The organism is Streptomyces sp. LaPpAH-108, from assembly GCF_000373625.1.
In the GTDB taxonomy this organism is placed as follows: domain Bacteria; phylum Actinomycetota; class Actinomycetes; order Streptomycetales; family Streptomycetaceae; genus Streptomyces.
In genome coordinates this window covers 380,381-406,951 of record NZ_KB891997.1, presented here as the reverse complement: position 1 = coordinate 406,951, position 26,571 = coordinate 380,381, and the positions used below count along the sequence as shown (strand labels likewise).

The following is a 26,571-nucleotide window of genomic DNA, read 5'->3' as shown; positions in this document are numbered from 1 at the left end:
CTCAACGCCGAGACGAACAAGGACGGTTCCCCATGCGCGACCGGTACACCGCACGCCCCCGCCAAGTCGCCCTCGCCGCGACCGCCGTACTCGCCCTCACCCTGACCGCCTGCGGGCAGAGCGGGGAGGGCGGCAGCGAGGACAAGGGCGGCGACGCCAAGGGCGGCACCATCGGCGTCGCCATGCCGACCAAGTCCTCCGAGCGCTGGATCGCGGACGGCGCCAACGTCGTCAAGGACCTGCGCGCCAAGGGGTACAAGACCAAGCTGGTCTACGGCGAGGACGACCCGGACACCCAGGTCGCCCAGATAGAGAACCTGATCACCCAGGGCGTCAAGGGTCTGATCATCGCGGCGATCGACAACAAGTCCCTGAACAACGTGCTCCAGGAAGCCGCCGACGCCCATATCCCGGTCATCGCCTACGACCGGCTGATCCTCGGCACCAAGAACGTGGACTACTACGCGTCCTTCGACAACGAGAAGGTCGGCGAGCTGCAAGGCACGTACATCGCGCACCAGTTGGGGCTGGACGGCGGCAAGAAGGGGCCGTTCTCCCTCGAGTTGTTCGCCGGGTCCAACGACGACAACAACACCAAGTACTTCTTCGGCGGCGCGATGAAGGTGCTCCAGCCGTACATCGACAAGAAGCAGCTGGTGGTGAAGTCCGGGCAGACCGCGCTCAACCAGGTCACCACCCTGCGCTGGGACGGCACCACCGCCCAGCACCGCATGGAGGACCTGCTGACCTCCGCCTACCGCTCCGGCCGGGTGGACGCGGTGCTCTCCCCGTACGACGGCATCTCCATCGGCATCCTGTCCGCGCTGAAGTCGGACGGCTACGGCGCGAAGAGCAAGCCGCTGCCGGTCGTCACCGGGCAGGACGCGGAGCTGGCGTCGGTGAAGTCGATCATCGCCGGGGAGCAGACGCAGACGGTCTACAAGGACACCCGCAAGCTCGCCGAGGTCGCCGCGAACATGGTGGACGCCACCCTCAAGGACAAGAAGCCCGAGGTCAACGACTCCAAGACCTATGACAACGGTGCCAAGGTCGTGCCCGCCTATCTGCTCCAGCCGGTCAGCGTCGACAAGGGCAACTACCGCGAAGTCCTGGTCGACGGCGGCTACTACACCGAGTCCCAGCTCAAGTGACGGCCGACTCCCCCGACTTGGAAGGCGCGGCCATGGCGGAACCCGTGCTCGAAATGCGCTCGATCGTCAAGACCTTCCCCGGCGTCACGGCCCTGTCCGACGTCACCCTGACCGTCAGGCCCGGCGAGGTGCACGCCATCTGCGGAGAGAACGGTGCCGGGAAGTCGACCCTGATGAAGGTGCTCTCCGGGGTTCATCCGTACGGCAGTTACGCGGGCGAGGTGCGGTTCGAGGGCGAGGAGTGCCGGTTCCGGGACATCCGGGCCAGTGAGCGGCAGGGCATCGTCATCATCCACCAGGAGCTGGCGCTGGTGCCGTATCTCTCCCTCGCGGAGAACCTGTTCCTCGGCAACGAGCACGCCCGGCACGGTCTGATCGACTGGACCGAGACCTTGCGGCACGCCACGAAGCTGCTGCGCCGGGTCGGTCTGGACGAGCATCCGGAGACCCGGGTCGCGGACATCGGTGTCGGCAAGCAGCAGCTGGTGGAGATCGCCAAGGCGCTCGCGAAGTCGGTGCGGCTGCTGATCCTGGACGAGCCGACCGCCGCCCTGAACGACGAGGACAGCGGCAAACTCCTCGATCTCATACTGGAGTTGAAGGCCCAGGGCATCACCTGCATCGTGATCTCGCACAAGCTGAACGAGATCCGCCGGGTCGCCGACTCGGTGACCGTACTGCGTGACGGCCGCTCGGTGGAGACGCTGGACGTGCGGGCACCGGGCACCACCGAGGAGCGGATCATCGCAGGGATGGTCGGCCGCGACCTGGACCACCGCTTCCCCGAACGCCCGCCACACCAAGCGGAATTGGGTGCGGCCCCGGCGCTTGAGGTGCGCGGCTGGACCGTACGGCATCCGATCGACCGGCAGCGCAAGGTGGTCGACGACGTGTCCATCGAGGTCCGCCGGGGCGAGATCGTCGGCATCGCGGGACTGATGGGCGCGGGCCGCACCGAGCTGGCGATGAGCGTGTTCGGCCGCTCCTACGGCCGGTACGCGGGCGGCACGGTACTCAAGGACGGCCGGGAGATCCGTACCCGGACCGTGGCGGAGGCGGTGGGGAACGGGATCGCGTACGTCACCGAGGACCGCAAGCACTACGGGCTCAACCTCATCGACACCGTGCACCGCAATGTCTCGCTGACCGCGCTGGGCAAGGTGGCCCGGCGCGGGATCGTGGACGAGCACGCGGAGCGGCGGGCGGCGGAGGGGTTCCGTACCGCCATGAACATCAAGGCGCCGACCGTGCTGGAGCCGGTGGGCCGGCTGTCGGGCGGCAACCAGCAGAAGGTCGTCCTCAGCAAGTGGATCTTCGCGGACCCGGACGTGCTGATCCTGGACGAGCCGACGCGGGGCATCGACGTGGGCGCCAAGTACGAGATCTACACCGTGATCGGGCGGCTCGCGGCCGAGGGCCGGGCGGTCGTCTTCATCTCCTCCGAACTGCCCGAACTGCTCGGCATGTGCGACCGGATCTACACCATGGCCGCCGGACGGCTGACCGGCGAGGTGCCCCGCGCCGAAGCCACCCAGGAAGCGCTGATGCGCCTGATGACCAGGGACGACGACGCCCGATGACCAGAGACGAAGAGGTGACGCCATGAGCGCGGACGTGACGGCCCCGGCCCCGCCGGAGCGCGGCGGGCCGCCCGCCGGTCCTGGCGTGCTCCGGCTGATGCTGGACGGCCTGCGCCGCAACCTGCGCCAGTACGGGATGGTGATCGCGCTCGGCCTGATCGTGGCCCTGTTCGCGGTGTGGACCGACGGCGATCTGCTGCTGCCGCGCAATGTGTCCAACCTGGTGCTCCAGAACAGCTACATCCTGGTCCTGGCGATCGGGATGATGCTGGTGATCATCTCGGGGCACATCGACCTGTCGGTGGGCTCGCTGACCGCGTTCGTCGGTGCGTTCCTCGCGGTGCTGAACGTACGGCACGACGTGCCCTGGCCGCTCGCGCTGGTGCTGTGTCTGCTGGTGGGCGCGGTGGCAGGGGCGGTACAGGGGTATCTGATCGCCTACTTGGGCATCCCGTCGTTCATCGTGACGCTCGCCGGGATGCTGCTGTTCCGGGGGCTGACGGAGATCCTGCTGAAGGGGCAGACGCTGGGTCCGTTCCCGGAGGGGCTGCAGAAGATCGGCAACGGCTTCCTGCCCGCGTTCGGCCCCGACACCGACTACCACAATCCGACCCTGCTGCTTGGCCTGCTCCTCATCGTGGCCGTGGTCTGGCAGGAGGTCCAAGGGCGGCGCAGACAGCGGGAGTTCGCGCTCCAGGTGCCCCCACTGCGGCTCTTCGCGCTGAAGCTGACCGCGCTGGTCGCCGCGATCCTCGCCCTGACCCTGCTGCTCGCCAGCTACAAGGGCGCCCCGATCATCCTCATCGCCCTCGGCGCCCTGGTCGTCGGCTACGGCTACCTCATGCGCAACGCGGTCTTCGGACGGCACGTGTACGCGATCGGCGGCAACCTCCCCGCGGCGAAGCTGTCCGGCGTGAAGGACAAGAAGGTCACCTTCCTGGTCTTCCTGAACATGGGCGTCCTCGCGGCCCTGGCCGGACTGGTGGTCGCCGCCCGGCTGAACGCGGCCTCGCCGAAGGCGGGCGTCAACTTCGAACTGGAGGCCATCGCCTCGTCGTTCATCGGCGGCGCCTCCATGAGCGGCGGCGTCGGCACGGTGCTCGGCGCCATCATCGGCGGCCTCGTCCTCGGCGTGCTCAACAACGGCATGAACCTGCTGAGCGTCGGCACCGACTGGCAGCAGGTCATCAAGGGGCTCGCGCTGCTGCTTGCGGTCGGCTTCGACGTGTGGAACAAGCGCCGGTCGGGGGCGTGAAGTGAGCTACGCGGAAGGCGACTTCACCCCGTGAACGGCGGCTGCGGCAGCCCCTCCCCCGCGCCCGGCACCACAAGCACCGACCCCGACAGGGGCGGGGGCGCGGTGAGGCCGACGCGGGCGGTGGTGACGTAGAGGTCGGTCAGGCCGGGGCCGCCGAAGGCGCAGGCCGTGGTGCGCGGGACCGGGAGGCGGATCTCCCGGTCCAGTGCGCCGGAAGGGGTGTAGCGGCGGACGGCGCCCCCGTCCCACAGGGCCACCCAGACGCAGCCCGCCGCGTCGACCGTCAGCCCGTCGGGGAAGCCCGCGCCGTCCTCGATGACGGCCAGGGTGCGCCGGTTGCGGACGCCGTCCGTGTCGTGGTCGAAGACGTCGACGCGCCGGGTGGGGCTGTCGACGTAGTACATCAGGGTGCCGTCCGGGCTCCAGCCGATGCCGTTGCTCACGGCGACGTCGGTGAGGATCGGTTCGGCGGCGCCGTCGCCGGTGAGGCGGGTCAGGGTGCCGCCGCCGGGGGCCTCGTCGTAGCGCATGGTCCCGGCCCAGAGGGAGCCGTCGGGGGCGACGGCCGCGTCGTTGGCGCGGCGCCCTGGCACGGGGTCGTGGTGCAGCCAGCGGAAGGTGCCGTCGGGGTCGAGCAGGGCGACGCCGTCGCGGAGGTTGAGCACCAGGCCGCCGTGGGCGCGGGGCTTGGCGGCGCCGATGTGCTGCTCGGTGGTGCGGACGGTGCGGCGCCCGGTGGCGGGGTCGTAGGTGTGCACGCGGCTCGCCAGGACGTCCACCCAGAGCAGCCGGGCGGTGGCCGTGTCCCAGGTCGGGCCCTCGCCCAGCTCCGCCCGCGCCGCGACGGCGACCTCGTAGCCCTTCACGCCGCCTCCCGGTGGCCGAGCCGCTCGGAGAGTTCGGCTGCGCCCTTGACGGCCAGCGCCTCCAGTTCCGTACGGCGTTCCTCGCTCCAGCGGACGGTGGGCACCGAGATGGACAGCGCGGCGACCACCCGTCCGGTGCGGTCGCGGACCGGGGCGGCCACGCAGCTGACGTCCGGGTTGGACTCCCGGCGCTCCACCGCGACGCCCCGGCGCCGGATCTCCGCGAGGGCGTCGCGCAGCTGTCCGGGGTCGGTGAGGCTGTCCGGGGTCATGGCCACCAGCTCGGCGCCGTCCGGGACGCGGGCGGCCAGTTCCGGCGCGGGCAGCGAGGCCAGCAGCATCTTGCCGACCGCCGTGCAGTGCGCGGGCAGCCTGCGCCCGGCGGCGGAGACCATGCGGACCGCGTGCGTGGAGTCGACCTTCGCGATGTAGATGACGTCGGTGTCCTCGAGGAGGGCCACATGGACCGTCTCGTCACAGGTCTCGGCGACGCTGCGCGCCACCTCCCGGCCCTCGGCGGCGAGGTCCAGCTGCTCGGCGTACCGGCTGCCGAGCTGGTACGGCCGCACGCCGAGCCGGTACCGCCCGGGCTGCCCGGGCACCGGGACCAGATAGGAGCGGGCGGCGAGGGTGGTGACCAGCTCGTGCACGGTGGTGCGCGGCAGTTGCAGCTTGCGCACGATGTCGGGTGCGGAGAGCGTGCCGTCGCCCTCCAGGAACAGTTCGAGGATGTCGAGGGCCCGCGTCACGGCGGGCACGAGGCGTCCCACGTCCGGCCTCCTTGCCTGCGTCCGGGCGCGGGAATCCGCCGCCCTCGTTCGATACCCCGATCAGCGACCGACAGGACGAACACAGGCTAGTCACAGTGCGTCTCACGGGCAACGGTCACCCGTGCACCGGGCCTACGGCTGCCGACCGGTGGCCTCGGGGGCGGTCGAGCGGCCTTGTGCCGACGGGGGTGCGCTCATGTCGAGCAGGAGGAGGGCGTCGTGCTCGGGGGTGCCGGGTTCGGCGGTGTAGACGCCGATGCGCTGGCCGGGGGTGCCTTCCACGTGGAGCGACTGCGAGGTGAGGGTGAGCGTGCCGACCCGGGGGTGCCGGAAGGTCTTGTGCGCGGGCTTGCGTCCGGTCACCTCGTAGCGCTCCCACAGTCCCGCGAAGTCGGGGCTCTTGAGGAGGAGTTCGCCGACGAGAGTGGTGAGGTCGGGGGCGTCCGGGGCGGTTCCGGCGATGGCGCGCAGGCGGGCGACGCAGCCGGTGATCTGGCGCTCCCAGTGGGGGAACAGGTCACGGGCCGCCGGGTGGAGGAAGAGGTAGCGGGCGATGTTGCGCTGTGTGGCGGGCCAGTCCTCCAGCCCCGGGTACAGGGCGAGGCCGCCGGGGTTCCAGGCGAGCAGGTCCATGCTGCGGCTGATGACGTAGGCGGGGTTCGGGCGCAGTGATTCCAGCAGCAGCTTCAGGTGTGGGCGCACGGTACGGCTGGGCGCGGGCGGCGGTTCGGGGGCGTAGCGGGCCGCGCGGGCGGCGAGTTCGCGCAGGTGCTGGTGCTCCTGGTCGTCCATGAGCAGGGCGCGGGCGAGCGAATCGAGGACGGCGGGGCTGGGGCGCGTCTCCTTGCCGCGTTCCAGCCGCACGTAGTAGTCGATGCTGATGCCCGCGAGGGTGGCCAGCTCCTCGCGGCGCAGGCCCGGGGTGCGGCGGATTCCCGCGCCCACGGTGAGGCCGACGTGCTGGGGGCTGGTCCGGGTCCGGCGGGCGCGCAGGAAGCGGCCCAGCTCGGCGCTCTCGCTGTGCGCGCTCTGGGGTGCCATGTCCCCAGTCTCGCCCACCGGGCAGGCGCCGGGCGGGGGCGAGGGGGGTCCTGTCATTACCCCTGAAGAGCCCGCCCTGCCACACCGGCGCGATCCGGGGGACGGTGAAGAGGCAAGACACCGACACCCCCGGGCACCGCCCCCTTCCTTCTTTGGAGCATCCCCCTCTCATGCGTGCAGCAGTGATGTACGGAGCCGGAGACGTCCGTGTCGAGGACCGGCCCGACCCGAAGATCGTCGAGCCGACCGACGCCGTGGTGCGCACCGTGGCCGCGTGCGTGTGCGGCAGCGACCTGTGGCCGTACCGGTCGATGCCCGCGACCGGCACCGGCCGTCCCATGGGCCACGAGTTCCTGGGCGTCGTCGAGGAGACCGGCGCCGAGGTGACCGGGCTGAGGGCGGGGGACCTGGTCGTCGCCCCCTTCACCTACAGCGACAACACCTGTGACTACTGTGCCAAGGGCCTGCAGATCTCGTGCCGCCACGGCGGCCGGTACGGCTTCGACGGCGTCGACGGCGGGCAGGGCGAGGCCGTCCGTGTCCCCTGTGCGGACGGCACCCTGGTGAAGCTCCCGGTGGCCGCCGACTCCGCGTTGGTGCCGTCGCTGCTGGCCCTGTCGGACGTGATGACCACCGGCCACCACGGCGCGGTCACGGCGGGGGTCCGCCGTGGGGACACGGTGCTGGTCGTCGGCGACGGCGCGGTCGGTCTGTGCGCGGTGATCGCCGCGCGGCGGCTGGGTGCCGAGCGGATCGTGCTCGCGGGCCGTCACGAGGAACGTACCGCGCTGGGACGGGAGTTCGGTGCCACCGACGTGGTCGCCGAGCGCGGTGCGGAGGGCGTCGCCCGCGTCCGCGAGCTGACCGGTGGCGTGGCCAAGGTGATCGAGGCCGTCGGCACCCGCCAGGCGCTCGACACCGCCCTGGGCGCCGTCCTGGACGGAGGCACCGTCAGCCGTCTGGGTGCCCCGCAGTACGAGGAAGGGCCGCTCGGCCGGGCAGGATTCCTGCGGAACATCACCCTGACCGGCGGTGCCAGTCCCGCTCGCGCCTACATCGAGCGGCTTCTGCCCGACGTGCTCGACGGCACGATCGACCCGGGCCGCGTCTTCGACCGGACCTTCCCCCTGGACCGGACCCCGGACGCCTACCGGGCCATGGCCGACCGTCAGGTCCTCAAGGCCCTCGTCCGCCCCTGATCCCCCACCCGCACCACCGGGTCAGACCGGCTGTTCCTCCTCCGGGGTCGCCTCCTCCCGCGTCTCGTCCCGCTCGGCGGTCACGCCCCGGCCCGTCGGGCGGCGTACGAGGAGGCTGCTGACGGTGTACGACATCTCGGTGGTGCCGCGGGCGGGCGGGGGGTGGTAACGGCCGCCGCAGACCGAGAGGTTGACGATGAGGTAGGCGTGCCAGCCGCGTCCGGTGCCCCGGCGGTCCGCGAAGGCCACCGTGCCGTTCACGGTCCAGACGACGGAGCCCGCGCCGAACTCGGTGCGCAGGTCGACCCAGGCGCCGGGGCGGATCGCGCGGTCGCGGAAGTAGCTGTTGCTGCCGCGTACGTGGTTGGTGAGTTCCAGCAGGTCGGGGTTGTCCGGGTGGTACTCGAAGACGTCGATCTCCTGGCCGCCGTCCCGCCAGGTCCAGATGGCGGGCCAGGCGCCGGTCTCGACGGGCAGCCGCACCCGGGTCTCCAGGACGTCCCCGGTGCGGACCATGAAGCCGTCGCGGCTGCCCTCGGTGGTGAGCAGTCCGGTGTTCCACCGGCCGTCGGGGCGGCGGCGGGCCCGGAAGACGCCCGAGCGGCTGTAGGCGGGGTCGGAGACGAGGTGGTCGAGTTTGTCGTCGCCCGGGTTGACCGGGCCGCCGTTCGGATAGGCCCAGGAGTGGCCCGCGATCCACTGTCTCTCCGAGGCGAAGTCGGCTCTGAACACCACGTCGGACCCGGGCGCGGCACGCGGCGCCGGGAGGGGGCTGTCGGGTGTCGAATCGTGCATGTCGGATGTCTCTCCGCCATACGCCCCGTCATGCGATGAAGCCGGTACATCACGGAGATAATGACCCGTTCGAGTGAATCGGCCCCCGGACCGGGCGGCGCAGGGCGCCCCGGCGGCGCGATGGCGTGCGCTTTCGTAGGCTGGGGAAGCCCGAAGCGCCTCCGGGCTCCTCCGGGACGTGGACTCCGGTACGTGGACGACCCGCAGGCGGGAGACGGTAGTGATCGAACTTGCCGCGGTGTTCGCCGTCGCCGGTGCCGCGAGCAATGCCGTGGGCACCGCGTTCCAGCGCAAGGCGGCCTCGGTCAGCTCCAAGAGCGGTCTGCGGCTGCTGCTGGAGCTGGTGCGCCGTCCCGCCTGGGTGATCGGCATGGCCGGGGTGATCGGTGCCGCGATCTTCCAGAGCCTGGCTCTGGTCAACGGTCCGCTGGCGCTGGTGCAGCCGCTGTTCATCCTGGAGCTGCCCTTCGCGCTCCTCGTGGTGGGCCCGCTGCTGCACCGGCATCTGCCCGCCTACGGCTGGTGGGGCGTCGGCACCGTGGTGCTGGGGCTCGCGGTGATGCTGGCCTCGGCGGCGCCGTACGGAGCCCGCGACCAGGCGCCGCTGACCCACTGGGTACCGGCGCTGGTCCTGTGCGTCGGGGCGATCGTGGCCGTCACCCTGCTGGCCCGGAAGGGGCGCTCCCCGACCGGGCGGGCGGCACTGCTGGCCTCGGGCTCCGCGATCGCCAACGCACTCACGGCCGCGCTGCTGAAGTCGGCCACCGGCACCTTCGCGGACGAGGGCTTCGAGGCGTTCCTGCTGTCCTGGCAGACCTACGGCTTCGCCCTGGCGGGCACGGCGGCGGTCCTCCTGCTGGAGAACGCCCTCCAGGCGGGTCCGCTCGCCGCCGCCCAGCCCGCGCTGACCATCGGCGACGCGGTCGTCAGCCTCGCCCTCGGCATCACCCTGTTCGGCGAACGCATCCGCACGGGCTGGTGGCTGGTCCCCGAGGCGTGCGGCGCGCTGCTGATCATCGCGGGCGTGCTGGTGCTGAGCCGCGCCGTGCAGAACCTCATCGAGCGGCCCCCGAGGTCCCGGGTGGCGTAGCCGCCGGGAGCGGCTGCGGCGGCGGTGCGGGTCGTCCGCACCGCCGCCGCGTGTGCCGTCGCGCGCCGTGCTCAGCACACCGCGGGATCAGCGCACCGCTGGGATCAGCGCACCGCGTTCACCTTCTCCAGCGCCTTCGCGAAGCCCGCCGCCCACAGCTGGTTCACGCGGGCGCGCTCGTTGCTGTCCGGGTAGCGGTTGGTGCAGGACGGGCCGGGGCCGCCGCCGGACATCAGCTCGCTGCACGGGCCGCTGTAGTGGTCGGGCAGGCCCAGGACGTGGCCGGTCTCGTGGGCGGTGACCCGGATGGAGTCGTACTGCTGGTTCTGCGCGTAGTCGAGGAAGATGTAGCCGCTGCCGTGGCCGTCGGTGGAGGCGTACGAGCCCTGCGGGTCGTTGCCCTCGTAGTAGGAGAAGTCGGCGCTGCCCGAGGTGGCCTGGAGCTTGACGTTGGAGACGGAGCCGTTCCAGATGGACGCGGCGTTCGCTATCTGGGAGCTGAAGCTGGGCGCCTGGGAGGCGTTGTAGTAGACGGTGACCGCCGCCGCCAGGCTCGGGTGCGCGGCCTGCTTCTTCGCGACCGAGGCGAGGACGGCCTCGAAGAATGCCTTGTTCTGCGCGGCCTCTCCGGCGGAGCCGGTGAAGTGGGCGTGCGGGGCGGCGGGGACCGCGTGGGCCGGGGCCGCGTGGGCGGGCACCGCGGTGCCGAGGGCGGCGCAGGCCAGGCCAAGACCGAGGGCGATCACGCCTCTGGCGGTCTTCGCGGACAGGGCGGAGGTACGGAAGGACTTCATGTGGGGGCTCCTACTCGTTCCGTGGGGTGAACGATCGGTTGCCCATGAGTCTCGGGGAGAGCAACTCCCGGCGGATGATGGCAAGTAGGGATAGCACGCGGCTATCGTCGTCAACTCGCCCCGTTGCGCCCCGATTTGAACCTCTGGCGCCGTCTCACAGCCCCCACCTAGGCTCCCGGCATGGATCTTGAGGTCAGACATCTGCGCGTGCTGTGCGCCATCGCCGACGCGGGCAGCCTGCACCGCGCTGCCCGTGAACTGGGCCTGGCGCAACCGTCGTTGAGCACGCAGTTGCGCCGGATAGAACAGGCCCTGGGCGGGCGGCTGTTCACCCGGGACCGCACCGGCTGCCGTCCCACCCCGCTGGGCCGCCTGGTGCTGGGCCGCGCACGGCCGCTGGTGCGGGAGCTGGGTGCGCTCGTCGCGGAGGCGCGGGCGGCGGCGACGCGGGCGCCGGGCGGGCCCCGGCCGCGCATCGGGGCCACGGCCAGCCGCGCACTGCCGGGCTGGCTGCGGCGGCTGCGCGCCCGGGTGCCTCCGGCCGATCCCACGCTGCACGTGGACGCGTCCGCGAACGCGCTGCTGCGGATGGTCGCCGAGGGCGGGCTCGACCTGGCCTTCGTGCACGAGGTGGAGGGCAGCCCGCTGCGCGTCCCGGCGGGGCTCAGTGTGCGGGTCCTGGTCCAGCGGGAGCCGCAGTTCGTCTCGCTCGCCGCCGACCATCCGGCCGCAGCCCGGCACGAGGTGCGGCTCGCGGACCTGGCGGGCGAGCGCTGGATGGTGGACTCCACGGTGGACGGCGAGTGGGACGGGCTGTGCCGGGTGCTGCGCGAGGCGGGGATCGAGCCGCGCCTGCTGCACGGCGACTATCTGACCGCGTACACCCTGGCCGCCACCGGCGAGGTGGTCACGGTCAGCCAGCCCACCGCCCGTCCCCGCTCCGACCTCGCCATCCGGCCCCTGCGCGGCGACCCCATCGGCGTACGGCTGCTGCTCGCGGCGCGCACCGAGGCCGAGTTGGAGGACGGCTACGCCGAACTGGCCGACGCCTACTGGGAGGTGGCCGCGCAGTCACCGGTCTATCGGGCGTGGCTGGACCACACCGACCACGCCCCGGCACCCGTGTGACGGTGCGTCAGTTGCCGAACGTCCGCGTGGTGTAGGCGCATTCGGTGTAGATGTAGCCTGAGCGGATCCTGGCCGTGTCGGAGGCGGGTGCGGCGGTGCTCGTGCCGTTCGGCTTGTGGACGAAGTACGTGGTGCCGACGGGCAGGCTGATCGTGCGCTTCGGGTAGTTCTTGCCGCTGTCGTTGCAGGGCTTGAAACCGGCCGAGAGGGTGTCGGTGAAGGTGTACGCCCGGCAGTTCCCGCAGCCCTTGAGGGTGAAGCTGCCGGTGACCGGGCCGGTGTAGAGGACGGTGATGTCGTCCGGGCTGTCGTTCTTCACCGTGACGGAGATGCCGCCGCCCGAGGCGGTGGTGGGCAGCTTCTTCCCGGCGGCGGGGACGGTCTGGGCGACCTCGGCGCCGATGGCTATCTTCCGGGCCCGCTCCCGTTTGTCGCCCTTGGCGTGGGCGGCGTAGTCCTCCATGGTCTTCTGCGCGGCGGAGAACTCGCCGTCCTTGTACTGGTCGATCCCGCAGTCGTACGCCCCGGCGTCCCCGCTCCGCTTCGCGCGGCCCGCCGAGGCGGTGAGCTGGGCGGCGGAGCTGCCCGCGGAGTTGGAGAGGGTGAGGGCGCGGGTGTTCAGCTCGCGCAGCCGCTCCACGGCGGTGCAGGGCGACTTTCCGCCGACGTCCTTCTGCGCCTGGGCCACGGCCGACTCGACGGCGGGGGCGACCTTGGCGGCCGGGCCGGAGTCGGGGAAGGTGCCGAGCAGGTCGCCGAAGTGCTCCACCCACGCCTCGCCGTCCCCGGAGAGGGCGGTGGCGCCACATGTGTACAGCGAGGTGGCGAGCCGGTCGTCGGGCCACTGGGCGAGCGAGCCCAGGCGGTCCTCGGGCACGGACTGGGGCACGGTGCGCAGATACTTCAGCGGCTCGATCGCGCCGCAGTAGTCGCCGCTCGTGTAGGGGGCGCCTACGGTGCGGTAGTAGGTGCGCAGACTGTCGGGCACCTGGTCGGCGGCGCGGGAGCCCGCGTGGTGGACGGCGAGGTCGCGGTAGACGTCCAGGGCGTCGCGGTACTCGGAGCGGGAGGCGCTGAAGGAGTGGCGGCCCGCCGCCGTGACCGTCTCGTCGGCGCGGTGCAGCCGGTCGAGCAGGGCCTGCTGGACGGCTTCCTCGCGGGCGTCGCGGTACCAGAGGGTGCCGCCGGTCGGCACCGCGAGCAGCAGGACGCCGAGGGCGAGCGCGAGGGGGGCCGTGGACGGCCAGGCGAGCCGGGTGCGCAGGGCGGCGAACGCGCCGTGCGCGGCGGCGAGGACCAGGACGACGACGTAACCGGCGAGCACGCCTGCCGGGACGCCGTCCGGGTCGGCGGGCAGGGCGACCAGCAGCAGGACGGCGGTCGCCACCCAGCAGGCGGCGGCGAGGAGCCGTCTTCGCAGCAGGAGGTAGCCGAGGCCGAGCCCGCTCAGGTTCAGCAGACCGACGGCGGCGGCGCGCAGTGCGTCGGGCGGTGCGGGCGGCGGGCTCGACGGCATCGGCGGCACCGGGGGCATCGGATGTCCCGGTGTCCCGGCAGGACCGTACGGTGTGTCCGACATGGCGGCTCCCCCCGTCAACTGCCCCCGTGCCCCTGTGAATCGGCAGTGTACGGGCAGTGCCGGGGCACGGACAGAGAGTTTTCGGGCCGACTCTCGCGGGGCTCGTCCGTGGGCACCGGCGCCGGGTCCGGGCGACACTTGGCGGGAGGCTACCGAGCGACGGACCGGGAGGCGATGGGGTGGAAGCCGTCAACCCCACGGACAGCGCCTCGCTGCTGGCCGCCTTCGGCGCGCTCGGCGTCCTGGTGGTGACGTTCGCGGAGTCGGGCCTGCTGGTCGTCGGCTTCTTCCTGCCCGGCGACACGCTCCTGTTCCCGGCCGGGGTGCTCTGCGCCGCCGGAGCGCACGGGCAGCCGCCCCGGCTGGTGCTCTGGCAGGTGATGCTGTGCGCGGCGGCCGGGGCGGTGGCGGGCGGTCAGGTCGGCTACCTCATCGGACGGCACGGCGGACGCCCGCTGCTGACCCGTACCTCCAGCAGACGGGTGAAGGAGGGCGCCGAGCGCGCCGAACGCCTCCTGGCCCGCTACGGCTACGGCAAGGCGCTGGTGATCGGCCGCTTCATCCCCATGCTGCGCTCGGTGCTCCACCCGGCGGCGGGCGCCCTCGGCGTGCCGCTCGGCACGTTCACCCTGTGGCAGACGGTGGGCGGGGTGCTCTGGTCGCAGAGCCTGGTGCTGGTGGGGTACGCCCTCGGCTCCTCGGTGTCCCACGTGGACGACTATCTGCTGCCCCTGGTCGGCGTCATCGTCGTGCTCTCCCTGATCCCGCTGCTGGTGGAGGCGGTGCGGTCACGACGCGCGCGGCACGAGGACGCGGCGCAGAAGGACGGAGCGCGCGAGGACGCCGCGCACGAGGACGGGGCGCACGGAGACACCGCGCACGGGGAGCACGCGGCCGACGACCCCACGGAGGGCGAGTAGCCCGGCCGGGCCGGGAAACCGCCGCCCGCATATGCGCGCTCACCCGCCCGGCCCAACCGGCGTGGGCCTGAGGGGCGAGGTCGCGTGACGGATGTGACGGTGAGTGGAAGGCATGGACCACTGCACCGGCACGGCGAGGAGGCGGCATGGCGGACACGAGCGGCGGCGAGGGCGGTACGGCGTGTGCCGTCGCGCCCGGTGACGGCCCCGCCCCGGACGCCGGGACGGTCCCGGAGACGGGGGCGTCCGGCGTCTTCGCCGGGATGAGCGCGGTCGCCGACGCCGTCCTCTACGAGGGCTATCTGCTCTACCCGTACCGCCGTTCCTCGGCCAAGAACCGCGTCCGCTGGCAGTTCGGGGTGCTCCCGCCCCGGGACTGGGTGGAGGCGGCAGGACCGGTCACCGAGGGCATCTCCGGCTCGGCGGACTCCTGGTACCAGCGCACCGAGTGCCTGGTGCGCGCCGAGGGCCCCGACGCGGCGCTCAGGGTGCGGGTGCGCTACCTCCAGCTGCAGCGCAAGCAGGTCGAGGAGCCCGACGGCGACGGCGGACACCGGCCGGTGGAGTCGCTGCTGACGGCCGACGGCGGGGGCCGGCTCAGCTTCGACGAGGCCGTACCGCACGAGGTGGAGCTGGTGTGGCCGCTGGCCGACCTGCTGCGCGGCGTGTGCTCCGCGCCGACCGGCGCTCCTCAGGCCCGGGAGACCGAGGAACTGCCCGGGGGCACGGGCCGGATCGTCCGCACCCGCGAGGCCGTACGGGCGCGTACCACGGCCGGGGCCGAGCGGCTCGCGGACGGTCTCTACCGGGTGTGCGTGCGCACCGAGAACACCGGGCGGTCCCCGGAGACCGGTGGCGCGCGCGGCGAGGTGCTGCGGCACGCGCTGCTCGCCGCCCACACCCTGCTCGGCGGCAGCGGCCTGGAGTTCGTGTCGCTGATCGACCCGCCGGAGGCGCTGCGCGAGCAGGCGCGCGGCTGCCGCAACGCCTTCACGTTCCCCGTGCTCGGCGGACCCGCGCCGGAGACGGACGACGCGGCCGACGGCTCCACCGGCCCCGTGCTGCTCTCCTCCCCCATCATCCTTCCCGACCATCCGCAGGTGGCCCCCGAGAGTCCGGGCGATCTGCACGACGCGGCGGAGATCGACGAGATCCTGACGCTGCGCACGATGCTGCTGACCGACGAGGAGAAGGCCGAGGCCCGGGCCACCGACCCGCGCGCCGCGCGCATCCTCGACCGCGTCGACACCATGCCCCCGGAGGTCTTCTCCCGGCTGCACGGCGCCATCCGCTCGCTGTCCCCGGCGTCCCCGGCGTCCTCCGTGTCCCCTGCCGAGCCGTCCGCCGTGTCCTCCCCCGTGTCTCCCGAGGGCCGTCCCGCCTGGTGGCAGGAGGGCGGTGACGACGGCCTGTCCCCGACGACGGACACGGTGCTCGTGGACGGGGTGGAGCTCGGCGGCGGCAGCCCGGTGCGGCTGCGTCCGCGCAAGCGGGGCTCCGACGCCCAGGACATGTTCCTGGAGGGGCGCACGGCGCGGGTGTCCGCGGTCTTCCACGACGTGGACGGCAGCACGCATCTCGCGGTGACCGTGGACGACGATCCGGCGGCCGAACTGCACGGCTGGTACGGCCGATTCCACTACTTCCGACCCGACGAGGTCGAGCCCCTCGGCGACCGACCGCAGCGAAGGCAGGCGACATGACCACGCAGAGCCCCACCACCGAAGCCCAGGGCATAAACGAGATCACCATCCTGTGGATCTCGGAGGGCATGAGCTGTGACGGCGACACCGTCTCGCTGACGGCGGCCATGCAGCCCTCCATCGAGGACGTGGTCCTCGGCGTGATCCCCGGGCTGCCCAAGGTCAACCTGGTCAACAAGGTGCTCTCGCCCAGCCTGGGCGGCGAGGACTTCCTCGCGCCCTACCGGGCGGCGGCACGCGGCGAGCTGGACACCCCGTTCATCCTCGTCATCGAGGGCTCGGTGCCGAACCAGGAGATCATCGAGGGCGACGGCTTCTGGACGTCGTTCGGCAACGACCCGAAGACCGGCCAGCCGCAGACGATCAACTGGTGGATCGACCAGCTCGCGCCGAAGGCGTGGGCGGTGGTCGCCGCCGGTACCTGCGCCACCTACGGCGGCATCCACGGCATGGCGGGCAACCCGACCGGTGCGATGGGCCTGGCCGACTACCTCGGCTGGGACTTCACGTCGCAGGCGGGGCTGCCGATCGTCAACGTGCCGGGCTGCCCGATCCAGCCGGAGAACTTCATGGAGGTCCTGGTCTGGGTCCTCCAGACCGCGGCCGGTACGGCCCCGCCGCCCCCGCTGGACCACATGCTGCGGCCGCAGTGGCTGTTCGGCAAGACCGTGCACGAGGGCTGCGACCGCGGCTCGTACTACGAGCAGGGCGACTTCGGCCTGGACTACAACTCCCCCAAGTGCCTGGTGAAGACCGGCTGCTGGGGCCCCGTGGTCAACTGCAACGTGCCCAAGCGGGGCTGGATGGCCGGGATCGGCGGCTGTCCCAACGTCGGCGGCATCTGCATCGGCTGCACGATGCCCGGTTTCCCGGACGCGTTCATGCCGTTCATGGACGAGCCGCCCGGCGGCACCCTGTCCTCCCTGGTCATCAAGCCGTACGGCGCCGTGGTGCGCCGACTGCGCGGCCTGACCAACGAGATGGTCAACCACGAGCCCAAGTGGCGTGGCAAGAAGCGCAAGCTGACCAGCGGTTACGACCCGTACTGGCGTGCCTGAGCCCGACGGGACCGTGACCCGGCCACCACCCCCACCCCCACCCGCCGAACTCCGACAGCGAGGGCAGTACCGCAGATGACGACCACCGAATCCCGGCCGACGGGACGCAAACCGGCTCAGCTCGTGGACATGTCGTGGGATCCGATCACCCGGATCATCGGCAACCTGGGCATCTACACGAAGATCGACTTCGCCAACCGGGAAGTCGCCGAGTGCCACAGCACCTCGTCGCTGTTCCGCGGCTACTCGGTGTTCATGAAGGGGAAGGACCCGCGCGACGCCGGGTTCATCACCTCGCGCATCTGCGGCATCTGCGGCGACAACCACACGACGTGCTCGGACTACGCGCAGCAGATGGCGTACGGCATCAAGCCACCGCCGATGGCCGAGCACATCGTGAACCTCGGCGAGGCCGCCGAGTACATGTTCGACCACACGATCTTCCAGGACAACCTGGTCTTCGTGGACTTCTGCGAGGCCATGGTCAAGGCCACCAACCCCGGTCTGCTGGCGCGGGCCGAGCGCACGGACGCCCCGCGCGGGGAGATCCACGGCTTCAGGACCATCGCCGACATCATGAAGGCCTTCAACCCCTTCGAGGGCGAGGTCTACAAGGAGGCGCTGCGCATCAGCCGGGTCACCCGGGAGATGTTCTGCCTCATGGAGGGACGGCACGTCCACCCCTCCACGCTCTACCCGGGCGGTGTGGGCACGATGCCGCAGCCCAGCATCTTCACCGACTACCTCAGCCGGCTGATGCACATCATCGACTTCATCAAGAAGGCCGTCGCCATGAACGACGACGTCTTCGACTTCTTCTACGAGGCCCTGCCGGGCTACGAGGAGGTCGGGCGCCGCCGCATCCTGCTCGGCTGCTGGGGCGCCTGGCAGGACCCGTCGGTCGTCGACTACCGCTACGCGTCGATGAACGAGTGGGGCAAGGCGATGTACGTCACCCCGGGCGTCATCGTCGACGGCAAGCTGGTCACCAACGACCTGATCGACATCAACCTCAACATCCGCATCATGCTGGGCAGTTCGTACTACGACGACTGGGTCAACGAGCAGCCGTTCGTCACCCACGACCCGGTGGGCAACCCGGTCGACATGCGGCACCCGTGGAACCAGACGACCGTCCCGGTGCCGCAGAAGCGGGAGTTCGACGGCAACTACAGCTGGGTGATGAGCCCGCGCTGGTACCACAAGGAGACCGACAAGCACCTCGCGCTCGACACCGGCGGCGGCCCGCTCGCCCGCCTGTGGTCCACCGCGCTGAGCGGCCTGGTCGACACCAAGTACGTCAAGGCGTCGAACGGCAAGGTGCGCATCCAGCTCCCCAAGGGCGAGTCGCTTCCGGAGACCACGCTGGAGTGGTCCATCCCGAAGTGGAGCAACACCATCGAACGCGACCGCGCGCGGCCCTACTTCGTGGCGTACGCCGCCGCGATGTCCCTCCAGTTCCTGGAGGAGTCCATGGAGCTGATGCGGGCGGGCGAGACCAAGGTGTTCCAGGACTTCGAGGTCCCGGACGAGGCGATCGGCTGCGGCTTCCACGAGGCGGTGCGCGGGGTCCTCTCGCACCACCTGGTGATCAAGGACAAGAAGATCGCCAACTACCACCCGTACCCGCCGACCCCGTGGAACGCGAGCCCCCGCGACATCTACGGCACCCCGGGCCCGTACGAGGACGCGGTGCAGGGCCAGCCGATCTTCGAGGAGAACGGCCCGGACGACTTCAAGGGCGTCGACATCATGCGCACGGTGCGCAGCTTCGACCCCTGTCTGCCGTGCGGCGTCCACATGTACATGGGCAAGGGCAAGACGCTGGACGTCGTGCACTCGCCCACGTACGGGGCGAACCATGGCTGAGGGTGTCCGCCGTCTCGACGACCCGGCGGTGGAGGCACGCCTGGCCCATCTCGACGACGTGCTGGGCGGCCTGGAGTCCGACTCCGGTTCCACCGCCCGCGAGGCGCTGGGCGCGGTCGGGCTGCTGACCGAGGTCTACGGCGAGGCGCTGGCCCGGGTCCTGGACCACGCGGACGACGCGCTGCGCGACCGGCTGGCCGAGGACGAGCTGCTGGCGCATCTGCTGGTGCTGCACGGCATCCACCCCGAGCCGCCGGAGCGCCGGGCCGCCCGCGCGGTCGAGCGGCTGCGTCCCGCCGTGCGCAAGCGCGGCGGCGACCTGGAGTGGGAGGGCGTGGAGGGCGCTGTGGCGCGGGTCCGGGTGGATGCGGGCGGCGGTGGCTGCGGCGCCGGATGCGGCTCGGACTCCACGGATGTCGCCGAGGTGGTCCGCGCGGCGGTGCTGGCCGCCGCGCCGGAGCTGACGCGGGTGGAGGCGGTCACCGCCGAGCGGACCTCCCCGCCCGCGTTCGTCCCGCTGGCCACGCTCACCCGCCGGGGCGCGGCGCAGGGAGCGCGGTGAGCGGGGCGCTGGCCCGGGTCGTCCGCTCCGGCGCGGCGGCGGGGCGCCCGGCGGCGGCCGAGGCGTGCGAGCTGTGCGCGGCGCCCGTCGCCGAGGAGCACGCCCATCTGTACGAGGCGGAGGCGGACGGGCTGCGCTGTGTGTGCGGTCCCTGTTCGGTGCTGTTCGCCGACGGCGGCGCGGGCGGGGGCCGGTACCGGCTCGTGCCCCGGCGCCGGGTGCGGCTCGCGCCGGTCGACACGGCGGCGCTGGGTGTGCCGGTGGGCCTGGTGTTCTTCGTGCCCCGGGCGGACGGCTCGGTGACCGCCGAGGGTCCGAGCCCGGCCGGGACGATGCGCTGGGAGATCGACGCGACCGCCTGGCACGCCCTGGCCGGGTCGGTTCCGGCCCTGGCCGGGATGGTGCCCGACGTGGAGGCGCTGCTGATCAACACGGTGCGCGGACACGAGGAACACTGGATCGTACCGATCGACGACTGCTTCCGGATGGTCGCCCTGGTCCGCGAGGAGTGGCGGGGGCTGTCCGGCGGCGGCCGGGTCTGGCCGGCCGTCGAACGGTTCTTCACGGAGCTGACCGAGCGTTCGTGAAGCCCAGAGAGGAGACCGTCATGGGCAAGATCAGAGTGGGCCGCCCGCAGGTCAAACCGGACACGCCGACGCACGTTCCGGGACTGCACCAGGGCAACGAGGGCCCCTATCAGGAGCAGGCCGGGCATCACAAGGACGGCACCGCCGACGCGCGCCGCTCCACCGGTGTCCGCTCCAAGCAGCACGACGCGCTGCTGGACGTCATGCCGAACATTCCCCCGGGATGAGAGAGCAGGAAGTGAGTGCCATGAAGCACGTCGAAGGGGACGAGGCGGCGAAGCCCCTGGTCTCGGGCAAGCAGGTGCTGATCGCCCAGGCCGCCCTGCTGGCCGGTCTTACGCTGGTCCTCCTCGTCAAGGAGATCCCCGGCATGGTGCGGGAACTCAAGATCTACCGGATGACCGGGGGCCTGGGCGCCGGTCACCGGTACCCGTGAGTCCGCCGTGCACGAACTGTCGATCGCGACCGCGATCGTGGAGCGCGCCGGGGAGATCGCCCGTGCCGACGGCGGCGGGGACGTCTCCTCGGTGACGGTCCGGGTCGGTGAGCTGGCCGGGGTGGTGCCGGACGCGCTGCGTTTCGCCTTCGAGGTGGCACGCGACGGCACCGCCCTCTCCTCGGCCGACCTCGTGGTGGAGCAGGTGACCGCGGTGGCCTGGTGTGCTCCGTGCACCGAGGAGTTCGCGGTGGGCATGCCGCCGTTCTTCTGGTGCCCGCGCTGCGACCGGCCCTCGCAGGATCTGCGCAGCGGGCGGGAGCTGGAGATCACGGCGGTGGAGCCGGTGCCCTGAAAGCCACAGGGAGAGGGGCCCGCCTTGCCCGGTGGGCCCCTCTCTTCGCGTGCCCTGCGGCTCAGCAGATGCGCGGCAGCTGCTCCCCGAGCGGCAGGTCGAGCACCCGTGTGCCGCCGAGCCCCGTGGCGACGGTGACCATCCCGGGGTGTTCGGCCACGCACTCCCCGATCAGGGCGGCCCCGGTGCCCTGCGGGTGGGCGCGCATCGCGGCGAGCACGGCGTCGGCGTGTTCGCGGGGTACGAAGGCGACGAGCCTGCCCTCGTTGGCGACGTAGAACGGGTCGAGGCCGAGGAACCCGCAGGCGTTGGCCACCTCGTCGGGCACGGGGACGGCGCGCTCGGTGAGGCGGACGCCGGTGCCGGAGGCGCGGGCGATCTCGTTGAGGGCGGCGCCCAGGCCGCCCCGGGTGGGGTCGCGCAGGACGTGCAGGTCCGGGGTGACGTCGAGCATGGCGGCGACGAGCCCGGCGAGCGGCGCGGTGTCGGAGGCGATCTCGACGCCGAACTCCAGGCCCTCGCGCACGCTCATCACCGCGACCCCGTGCAGCCCGATCGGGCCGCTGACGATCACCGCGTCGCCGGGGCGGGCGCGCTGGGGGCGGATGTCGACGCCGTCCGGGACGAGGCCGACCCCGGCGGTGGTGACGTAGACGCCGTCGCCGTGTCCGGACTCGACCACCTTGGTGTCGCCGGTGGCGACGGTGACCCCGGCCGCCTCGGCCGCGGTGCCGACGGCGCGGGCGATGCGGGCGACGACGTCGAGTCCGACGCCCTCCTCCAGGACGAACGCCGTGGACAGATAGGCGGGTCGGGCCCCGCTCATCGCGAGGTCGTTGACGGTGCCGTTGACCGCGAGGTCGCCGAGGCAGCCGCCGGGGAAGAACAGCGGGCGCACCACGTAGGAGTCGGTGGAGAACGCGAGCCGCGCGCCGCCGAGTTGGAGGACGGCGGAGTCGGTGAGCGCGGCCAGGACGGGGTTGCCGTAGGCCGGGGCGAAGACCTGCTCCATCAGTTCGGCGGAGAGGGCGCCGCCCCCGCCGTGACCCATGACGACGACGCCCTGGTCGCGCAGCGGGGCGGGGCAGGACCAGTTCGCGGGGTCGACGGTTGCCTCGGTGGCGAGGTCAGCCAACGGGGTTCATCTCCTCTCGGGGGATGCGCGAGTCCTCTCGGGGGATGCGCGAGTCCTCTCGGGGGATGCGCGAGCCGGGCGACACCGGGGCGCCTGCCATCCGCCGGTACAGGTAGTACGCGGCGCAGGCGCCCTCGCTGGAGACCATGGTGGCGCCGAGCGGGGTGCGCGGGGTGCAGGCGGTGCCGAAGGCTTCGCACTCGGTGGGCTTGATGAGGCCCTGGAGGACTTCACCGGCCCGGCACACGGCCGGTTCCTCGGTGCGGATGCCGGTGACGTCGAAGCGGTGCTCGGCGTCGTACGCGCGGTACGCCGCCGAGAGGCGCCAGCCGCTGGCCGGGATGCGGCCGATGCCGCGCCAGTTGCGGTCGGTGACCTCGAAGACGTCCTCGATCATGCGCCGGGCGGCGGGGTTGCCCTCCTCGCGCACGGCGCGGGCGTACGCGTTCTCCACCCGGTGCTCGCCGCGCTCCAGTTGGTGGACGGCGCGCCGGATGCCCTCCAGGATGTCGAGCGGTTCGAAGCCGGTGACGACCATGGGCACCTTGTGCCGGGCGGCCAGCTCCGGGTACTCCTCGGTGCCCATCACGCTGCACACGTGCCCGGCGGCGAGGAAGCCCTGCACCCGGCACTCGGGGGCGGTCATGATCGCTTCGACGGCCGGGGGCACGCGGACGTGGGAGACCAGCAGGCTGAAGTTGTCCAGGCCGAGGCGGCGGGCCTGGTGGACGGCCATGGCGTTGGCGGGCGCGGTGGTCTCGAACCCGATGGCGAAGAAGACGACTTGGCGGTCCGGGTTGCGGCGCGCGAGGTCGAGCGCGTCGAGCGGGGAGTACACCACGCGTACGTCGCCGCCCTCGCCCTTGACCCGGAACAGGTCGCGGTCGGTGCCGGGCACGCGGAGCATGTCGCCGAAGGAGCAGAAGATCACGTCCGGGCGGGCGGCGATGGCGAGCGCCTTGTCGATGACGTCGAGCGGGGTGACACATACCGGGCAGCCGGGCCCGTGGATCAACTCCACCTCCTCGGGCAGGAGTTGGTCGATGCCGTGCCGGATGATGGAGTGGGTCTGGCCGCCGCAGACCTCCATCAGGGCCCAGGGGCGGGTGGCGGTGGCACGGATCTCGTCGAGCAGACGGCGGGCCAGCGCCGGGTCGTTGAACTCCTCGATGTACTTCACCGGTTCTCACTCCCGCTTCCCTGCCGCTCCGCCTGCTCCCAGGCGTCGCCGAACTCCTCTTCCAGCAGGCCGAGTTGCTCGAAGAGTTCGAGTGAGGCCCGGGCGGACTCCTCGTCGAGCTTCTGGAGGGCGAAGCCGACGTGGACGATGACGTACTCCCCCACCTGGACGTCGGGCAGGTATTCCAGACACGCCTGTTTCTGGACCCCGCCGAAGTCGATCAGCCCGGTGCGCGGGTCGGCGCCATCGTCGATGGCCACGACCTTGCCGGGCACTGCAAGACACATGGGTCACTCCGTCTCGTCGTCGTGTGCCGAGCCGCGGGTCAGCGGGCTCGTCATGGCCGTGCCGTGTGCGCGGCGACCATGAGCTGTCCGAGCGCCAGTCCGCCGTCGCCCGGCGGCACCTCGCCGTGGCGCAGGACGGTGAAGCCGTCCGCCGTGAGCAGGGCGGCGCTCTCCTCCTCCAGCAGGGCGTTGGCGAAGACGCCGCCGGTCAGAGCCGTGGTGGTCAGGCCGGTGGCGGTGCGGACCCGGTGGCACACGTCGGCGACCGCGCGGGCCACGCCCCGGTGGAAGCGGGCCGCCATGACGGGCGCCGGGACGCCTCGGCGTACGTCTTCGACCAGGGCCCGGAGCAGCGGGGCGGGGTCCAGCTGCCAGCTGTCCGGTGGGCCCACCGTGAGTCCGAAGGGGTACGCCACGCGGTCCGCGTCCCGGGCTCTGGTGGCGAGTGCTTCCAGCTCCAGGGCGGCCTGCGCCTCGTGTCCGGCGCGGTGGCAGGCGCCGACCAGGGAGGACACGGCGTCGAAGAGACGGCCCATGCTGGAGGTCGGGACGCAGTTCACCTGGCGGGTCAACTGCTGCTTGAGTACGGCGAGTTCGTCCGGTGTGCAGGCCAGGACGCTAGGTACGTCCGGCGTCCACTCCAGACCCGCCGCCCACAACCGGGCCAGCGCGAGACGGCACGGGTTGGCCACGCCCGCGTCGCCGCCGGGCAGCGGCGCCGGGGTGAGGTGGGCCAGCCGCCGGTGCCCGGTGTAGTCGGCGAGCAGGATCTCGCCGCCCCACACCGTGCCGTCGTCGCCGTACCCGGTGCCGTCGAAGGCGACGCCGATGACGGGGGTGGTGCCGTCGAGACCGTGCTCGGCCATGGCGGAGGCGATGTGGGCGTGATGGTGCTGGACCAACGCCGGTTCCGGCAGGGCGGCTTCGGTGGCGCGACGGCGGGCGTGGGCGGTGGAGTGGTAGCCGGGGTGCCGGTCCGCGGCGACGAGCATCGGGGTGACGCCGGTGAGGGTCGCGAGGTGGGTCTCGGCGCGGCGGGCGGCCTCCAGGGTGGCCAGGTCGCCCATGTCCCCGATGTGCGGGCCGAACCATGCCTGGTCGCCCTCGCCAAGACAGAGGGCGTTCTTCAGGTCGCCGCCGACCGCGAGCGCGGGCCGCACCGGCACCGGGAGGGTCAGCGGGCGCGGGACGTACCCGCGTGAGCGGCGCAGGACCTGGGCGGTGCCGTCGGCGCGCACCCGCAGCAGGGAGTCGTCGCAAGGCGAGGCGATGGGGCGGTCGTGGGTGAGCCAGGCGTCGGCCAGTCCGGCGAGCCGGATCAGCGCCTCGGCGTCGTCGGTGACGATGGGCTCGCCGGAGCGGTTGCCGCTGGTCATGACGAGGACGCGCGGGCCCGGGGGATCGCCGGGGAGCCCGAACAGCAGGGTGTGCACGGGGGTGTAGGGCAGCAGGACGCCCACGTGCGGGCTGCCGGGGCACACCGCGTCGGCGAGCCGGGGTCCACCGGCCGTCCGCCGCGCGCGCAGCAGGACGATGGGGCGCGACGGGCCGGTGAGCGCGGCGCGTTCGGCGTCGGAGAGCACCGCGACACGTTCGGCGGTGGCGAGGTCGGCGCACATCACCGCGAACGCCTTGCCGCCGCGTTCCTTGCGGCGGCGCAGGGTGGCCACGGCGTCGGCGTCGGTGGCGTCGCAGGCCAGGTGGTAGCCGCCGACACCCTTGACGGCGATGATCCGGCCCGCGCCGAGCAGTTCCCGTGCCCCGGCCAGGGCGTCGGCGCCGCGCGCGGGGCGGAGCGGGGTGCCGGGGGCCGGGAGCAGGGTCAGTTCCGGGCCGCAGTCGGGGCAGGCGACGGGCTGGGCGTGGAAGCGCCGGTCGGCGGGGTCGCCGTACTCGCGGGCGCAGGCGGGGCACATCGGGAAGGCGGCCATGGTGGTGGCGGCGCGGTCGTAGGGCATCGCGGTGGCGATGGTGAAGCGGGGGCCGCAGTGGGTGCAGGTGAGGAAGGGGTGCCGGTGGCGGCGGTCGGCGGGGTCGGCCAGTTCGCGCAGGCAGTCGGCGCAGGTGGCGGTGTCGGGCGGGAGCTGGGTACGGCCCTGGGGGGAATCGGTGGCGCGGATGGTGAACGGGTCGGTGGTCCCGGTGGCGGGCAGGTCCTCATGGCCGATGCCGGTCACCCGGGCGAGCGGGGGCGGCTGTTCGGCCAGCAGGGCGCAGAACCGGCCGACGCCGTCCTCGGGGCCCTCGACCTCGATGACGACCCCGTCACCGGTGTTGCTCACGTACCCGGCGAGCGCGAGGCCGTCGGCGAGCCGGTGCACATGGGGCCGGAAGCCGACGCCCTGCACCGTGCCGCGCACGGTGAGGCGCCGGCGGACCGTACCGGTCGCCGGGGCGGTCATGAACGGGGCGCGGCGGCGGTAGCGGGACCGTGGCTGTGGTGCGCGGCCGGACCATGGCTGTGCGTGTGTCCCGCGTCGGGGCCGTGGCTGTGGCTGTGCCCCCCGTCGGGGCCGTGGCTGTGCCCGTGCCCGTGCGGCCCGGGTGCCAGGGGCGGCCGGTGCACCACCGCGTCCGGCGCCGACAGCACGTACTCGAGGAGCGCGTTCACCCCGTCCCCGCTCCGGGCGCAGGAGCGGACGATCTCCACCCCCGGGTTGACCCGGTGGACGTTCGCGCGGAAGGCGTCCTCGTCGAAACCGGCGGGCTCCGCGAGGTCGGTCTTGGTGATGACGACGAGGTGGGCGGAGCCGAAGGCGGTGGGGTACTTCAGCGGTTTGTCCTCGCCCTCGGTGACGGCCATCAGGGCGATGCGCAGGGTCTCGCCGAGGTCGTAGGAGGCGGGGCAGACGAGGTTGCCGACGTTCTCGACGAAGAGGGCGCGGGTGTCCGGCGGGAGCCAGCCGGTGAGCTTGTCGCGGACCTGGGCGGCCTCCAGGTGGCACAGCCCGTCGGTGAGCAGCTGCTGGACGGGGGCGCCGGAGCGGGCGAGGCGTACGGCGTCGTTCTCGGTGGCGAGGTCGGCGGTGAGGGCGGCCACCGGGACGCCGCGTTCGACGGCGCGGGCGAGGACACGGCCGAGGAGTTCGGTCTTGCCGCTGCCGGGGCTGGAGAGCAGGTTGACGACGGTGACGCCCTGCCGGGCGAGGTCGGCGCGCAGCCGCGCGGCGAGGTCGTCGTTCTTGGCCAGGACGGCCTGTCTGAGATCGGCCTCGCACATGGCGCAGC

Annotated in this window: 26 protein-coding genes; 15 read left to right on the top strand and 11 right to left on the bottom strand. The window is 72.4% G+C overall.

The features are described 5' to 3' along the window. Window positions 1-32 precede the first annotated feature (32 nt). From chvE to mmsB, 3 genes are read left to right on the top strand one after another with little or no spacing between them, the layout of a single operon-like run. Entirely contained in the window at window positions 33-1,151 is a 1,119-nt protein-coding gene (chvE, locus tag B079_RS0126320) for a multiple monosaccharide ABC transporter substrate-binding protein (RefSeq protein WP_018548847.1), read from the top strand. 32 nt (window positions 1,152-1,183) lie between these two features. Then, on the top strand, window positions 1,184-2,731 hold the full coding sequence (gene mmsA / locus B079_RS0126315; RefSeq protein WP_026249100.1) for a multiple monosaccharide ABC transporter ATP-binding protein: 1,548 nt from the start codon (window positions 1,184-1,186) through the stop codon (window positions 2,729-2,731). Window positions 2,732-2,753: 22 nt separating this feature from the next. Further along, window positions 2,754-3,986 (top strand): multiple monosaccharide ABC transporter permease, encoded by a 1,233-nt coding sequence (gene mmsB, locus B079_RS0126310; RefSeq protein ID WP_018548845.1) that lies wholly within the window; start codon window positions 2,754-2,756, stop codon window positions 3,984-3,986. Window positions 3,987-4,009: 23 nt separating this feature from the next. Here mmsB and B079_RS0126305 read toward each other — a convergent pair whose 3' ends face one another. The 3 genes from B079_RS0126305 to B079_RS0126295 all read right to left on the bottom strand — a co-directional run bounded on the left by B079_RS0126305 (window position 4,010) and on the right by B079_RS0126295 (window position 6,666). After that, entirely contained in the window at window positions 4,010-4,855 is an 846-nt protein-coding gene (locus B079_RS0126305) for an SMP-30/gluconolactonase/LRE family protein (RefSeq protein WP_018548844.1), read from the bottom strand. Continuing rightward, window positions 4,852-5,625, bottom strand: a complete 774-nt coding sequence (locus B079_RS0126300; protein WP_018548843.1) for an IclR family transcriptional regulator — start codon at window positions 5,623-5,625, stop codon at window positions 4,852-4,854. The genes B079_RS0126305 and B079_RS0126300 overlap by 4 nt, the downstream gene beginning before the upstream one ends. A gap of 132 nt (window positions 5,626-5,757) precedes the next feature. Next, the gene (locus B079_RS0126295; protein WP_018548842.1) at window positions 5,758-6,666 is read right to left on the bottom strand and encodes a helix-turn-helix transcriptional regulator; all 909 of its coding nucleotides are present in this window, start codon (window positions 6,664-6,666) and stop codon (window positions 5,758-5,760) included. Between the two features lie 170 nt (window positions 6,667-6,836). Here B079_RS0126295 and B079_RS0126290 point away from each other — a divergent pair, with 170 nt between their 5' ends. Next, window positions 6,837-7,865 (top strand): zinc-binding dehydrogenase, encoded by a 1,029-nt coding sequence (locus tag B079_RS0126290; protein WP_026249099.1) that lies wholly within the window; start codon window positions 6,837-6,839, stop codon window positions 7,863-7,865. A gap of 21 nt (window positions 7,866-7,886) precedes the next feature. Here B079_RS0126290 and B079_RS0126285 read toward each other — a convergent pair whose 3' ends face one another. Beyond that, entirely contained in the window at window positions 7,887-8,660 is a 774-nt protein-coding gene (locus B079_RS0126285; RefSeq protein ID WP_018548840.1) for a family 16 glycosylhydrolase, read from the bottom strand. A gap of 220 nt (window positions 8,661-8,880) precedes the next feature. Between B079_RS0126285 and B079_RS0126280 the strand changes: the two genes are divergently transcribed. After that, on the top strand, window positions 8,881-9,750 hold the full coding sequence (locus tag B079_RS0126280) for a DMT family transporter (RefSeq protein ID WP_018548839.1): 870 nt from the start codon (window positions 8,881-8,883) through the stop codon (window positions 9,748-9,750). A gap of 104 nt (window positions 9,751-9,854) precedes the next feature. Here B079_RS0126280 and snpA read toward each other — a convergent pair whose 3' ends face one another. Next, the gene (gene snpA / locus B079_RS0126275) at window positions 9,855-10,544 is read right to left on the bottom strand and encodes a snapalysin (RefSeq protein WP_018548838.1); all 690 of its coding nucleotides are present in this window, start codon (window positions 10,542-10,544) and stop codon (window positions 9,855-9,857) included. 180 nt (window positions 10,545-10,724) lie between these two features. Here snpA and B079_RS0126270 point away from each other — a divergent pair, with 180 nt between their 5' ends. Continuing rightward, window positions 10,725-11,672, top strand: a complete 948-nt coding sequence (locus B079_RS0126270) for a LysR family transcriptional regulator (RefSeq protein WP_026249097.1) — start codon at window positions 10,725-10,727, stop codon at window positions 11,670-11,672. 7 nt (window positions 11,673-11,679) lie between these two features. Here the strand turns inward: B079_RS0126270 and B079_RS0126265 are convergent, their stop codons facing one another. Continuing rightward, window positions 11,680-13,251 (bottom strand): hypothetical protein, encoded by a 1,572-nt coding sequence (locus B079_RS0126265; protein ID WP_234016868.1) that lies wholly within the window; start codon window positions 13,249-13,251, stop codon window positions 11,680-11,682. A gap of 179 nt (window positions 13,252-13,430) precedes the next feature. Here B079_RS0126265 and B079_RS0126260 point away from each other — a divergent pair, with 179 nt between their 5' ends. The 9 genes from B079_RS0126260 to hypA all read left to right on the top strand — a co-directional run bounded on the left by B079_RS0126260 (window position 13,431) and on the right by hypA (window position 20,741). Then, on the top strand, window positions 13,431-14,171 hold the full coding sequence (locus B079_RS0126260; protein ID WP_018548835.1) for a DedA family protein: 741 nt from the start codon (window positions 13,431-13,433) through the stop codon (window positions 14,169-14,171). A gap of 146 nt (window positions 14,172-14,317) precedes the next feature. Further along, a complete protein-coding gene (locus tag B079_RS0126255) occupies window positions 14,318-15,874 on the top strand; it encodes a hypothetical protein (protein ID WP_018548834.1) in 1,557 nt (518 codons plus the stop codon). Next, a complete protein-coding gene (locus tag B079_RS0126250; RefSeq protein WP_018548833.1) occupies window positions 15,871-16,932 on the top strand; it encodes a hydrogenase expression protein HypE in 1,062 nt (353 codons plus the stop codon). Before B079_RS0126255 ends, B079_RS0126250 begins: the two co-directional genes overlap by 4 nt. Before the next feature lie 75 nt (window positions 16,933-17,007). Next, window positions 17,008-18,801, top strand: a complete 1,794-nt coding sequence (locus tag B079_RS0126245) for a nickel-dependent hydrogenase large subunit (RefSeq protein WP_018548832.1) — start codon at window positions 17,008-17,010, stop codon at window positions 18,799-18,801. Beyond that, entirely contained in the window at window positions 18,794-19,363 is a 570-nt protein-coding gene (locus B079_RS0126240) for a NifU family protein (protein ID WP_018548831.1), read from the top strand. Before B079_RS0126245 ends, B079_RS0126240 begins: the two co-directional genes overlap by 8 nt. Next, window positions 19,360-19,950 carry a DUF5947 family protein gene (locus B079_RS0126235; protein WP_018548830.1) on the top strand — a complete coding sequence of 197 codons (591 nt, stop codon included), beginning with the start codon at window positions 19,360-19,362 and terminating at the stop codon, window positions 19,948-19,950. Before B079_RS0126240 ends, B079_RS0126235 begins: the two co-directional genes overlap by 4 nt. Window positions 19,951-19,970: 20 nt before the next feature. Then, window positions 19,971-20,177 (top strand): hypothetical protein, encoded by a 207-nt coding sequence (locus tag B079_RS0126230; RefSeq protein ID WP_018548829.1) that lies wholly within the window; start codon window positions 19,971-19,973, stop codon window positions 20,175-20,177. 20 nt (window positions 20,178-20,197) lie between these two features. Further along, complete coding sequence (locus B079_RS32825; RefSeq protein ID WP_018548828.1) at window positions 20,198-20,386, top strand: hypothetical protein; 189 nt, start codon at window positions 20,198-20,200, stop codon at window positions 20,384-20,386. 7 nt (window positions 20,387-20,393) lie between these two features. Further along, on the top strand, window positions 20,394-20,741 hold the full coding sequence (hypA, locus tag B079_RS0126220) for a hydrogenase maturation nickel metallochaperone HypA (RefSeq protein ID WP_018548827.1): 348 nt from the start codon (window positions 20,394-20,396) through the stop codon (window positions 20,739-20,741). Window positions 20,742-20,802: 61 nt separating this feature from the next. Here the strand turns inward: hypA and hypE are convergent, their stop codons facing one another. Genes hypE through hypB form a run of 5 tightly spaced genes read right to left on the bottom strand, consistent with a single transcriptional unit; the run spans window position 20,803 to window position 26,563 of the window. After that, on the bottom strand, window positions 20,803-21,876 hold the full coding sequence (gene hypE / locus B079_RS0126215; RefSeq protein WP_018548826.1) for a hydrogenase expression/formation protein HypE: 1,074 nt from the start codon (window positions 21,874-21,876) through the stop codon (window positions 20,803-20,805). Beyond that, window positions 21,869-23,056 (bottom strand): hydrogenase formation protein HypD, encoded by a 1,188-nt coding sequence (gene hypD / locus B079_RS0126210; RefSeq protein ID WP_018548825.1) that lies wholly within the window; start codon window positions 23,054-23,056, stop codon window positions 21,869-21,871. The genes hypE and hypD overlap by 8 nt, the downstream gene beginning before the upstream one ends. After that, window positions 23,053-23,343, bottom strand: a complete 291-nt coding sequence (locus B079_RS0126205) for a HypC/HybG/HupF family hydrogenase formation chaperone (RefSeq protein WP_026249096.1) — start codon at window positions 23,341-23,343, stop codon at window positions 23,053-23,055. Before B079_RS0126205 ends, hypD begins: the two co-directional genes overlap by 4 nt. A gap of 50 nt (window positions 23,344-23,393) precedes the next feature. After that, window positions 23,394-25,745, bottom strand: coding sequence for a carbamoyltransferase HypF (gene hypF / locus B079_RS0126200; protein WP_018548823.1), 2,352 nt, complete (start codon window positions 25,743-25,745; stop codon window positions 23,394-23,396). After that, complete coding sequence (hypB, locus tag B079_RS0126195; RefSeq protein ID WP_018548822.1) at window positions 25,742-26,563, bottom strand: hydrogenase nickel incorporation protein HypB; 822 nt, start codon at window positions 26,561-26,563, stop codon at window positions 25,742-25,744. Before hypB ends, hypF begins: the two co-directional genes overlap by 4 nt. Window positions 26,564-26,571: the final 8 nt, after the last annotated feature.

What these genes read in the sequence shown, in the direction of transcription:
- mmsA (WP_026249100.1), top strand. Translation starts at nt 1,184, where the DNA reads ATGGCGGAACCCGTGCTCGAAATGCGCTCGATCGTCAAGACCTTCCCC.
- hypF (WP_018548823.1), bottom strand. Translation starts at nt 25,745, where the DNA reads ATGACCGCCCCGGCGACCGGTACGGTCCGCCGGCGCCTCACCGTGCGC.
- B079_RS0126245 (WP_018548832.1), top strand. Translation starts at nt 17,008, where the DNA reads ATGACGACCACCGAATCCCGGCCGACGGGACGCAAACCGGCTCAGCTC.
- B079_RS0126240 (WP_018548831.1), top strand. Translation starts at nt 18,794, where the DNA reads ATGGCTGAGGGTGTCCGCCGTCTCGACGACCCGGCGGTGGAGGCACGC.
- B079_RS0126205 (WP_026249096.1), bottom strand. Translation starts at nt 23,343, where the DNA reads ATGTGTCTTGCAGTGCCCGGCAAGGTCGTGGCCATCGACGATGGCGCC.
- B079_RS0126290 (WP_026249099.1), top strand. Translation starts at nt 6,837, where the DNA reads ATGCGTGCAGCAGTGATGTACGGAGCCGGAGACGTCCGTGTCGAGGAC.
- B079_RS0126285 (WP_018548840.1), bottom strand. Translation starts at nt 8,660, where the DNA reads ATGCACGATTCGACACCCGACAGCCCCCTCCCGGCGCCGCGTGCCGCG.
- B079_RS0126265 (WP_234016868.1), bottom strand. Translation starts at nt 13,251, where the DNA reads ATGTCGGACACACCGTACGGTCCTGCCGGGACACCGGGACATCCGATG.
- snpA (WP_018548838.1), bottom strand. Translation starts at nt 10,544, where the DNA reads ATGAAGTCCTTCCGTACCTCCGCCCTGTCCGCGAAGACCGCCAGAGGC.
- B079_RS0126250 (WP_018548833.1), top strand. Translation starts at nt 15,871, where the DNA reads ATGACCACGCAGAGCCCCACCACCGAAGCCCAGGGCATAAACGAGATC.
- B079_RS0126230 (WP_018548829.1), top strand. Translation starts at nt 19,971, where the DNA reads ATGGGCAAGATCAGAGTGGGCCGCCCGCAGGTCAAACCGGACACGCCG.
- chvE (WP_018548847.1), top strand. Translation starts at nt 33, where the DNA reads ATGCGCGACCGGTACACCGCACGCCCCCGCCAAGTCGCCCTCGCCGCG.
- B079_RS0126295 (WP_018548842.1), bottom strand. Translation starts at nt 6,666, where the DNA reads ATGGCACCCCAGAGCGCGCACAGCGAGAGCGCCGAGCTGGGCCGCTTC.
- B079_RS0126270 (WP_026249097.1), top strand. Translation starts at nt 10,725, where the DNA reads ATGGATCTTGAGGTCAGACATCTGCGCGTGCTGTGCGCCATCGCCGAC.
- B079_RS32825 (WP_018548828.1), top strand. Translation starts at nt 20,198, where the DNA reads ATGAAGCACGTCGAAGGGGACGAGGCGGCGAAGCCCCTGGTCTCGGGC.
- mmsB (WP_018548845.1), top strand. Translation starts at nt 2,754, where the DNA reads ATGAGCGCGGACGTGACGGCCCCGGCCCCGCCGGAGCGCGGCGGGCCG.
- B079_RS0126255 (WP_018548834.1), top strand. Translation starts at nt 14,318, where the DNA reads ATGGCGGACACGAGCGGCGGCGAGGGCGGTACGGCGTGTGCCGTCGCG.
- hypB (WP_018548822.1), bottom strand. Translation starts at nt 26,563, where the DNA reads ATGTGCGAGGCCGATCTCAGACAGGCCGTCCTGGCCAAGAACGACGAC.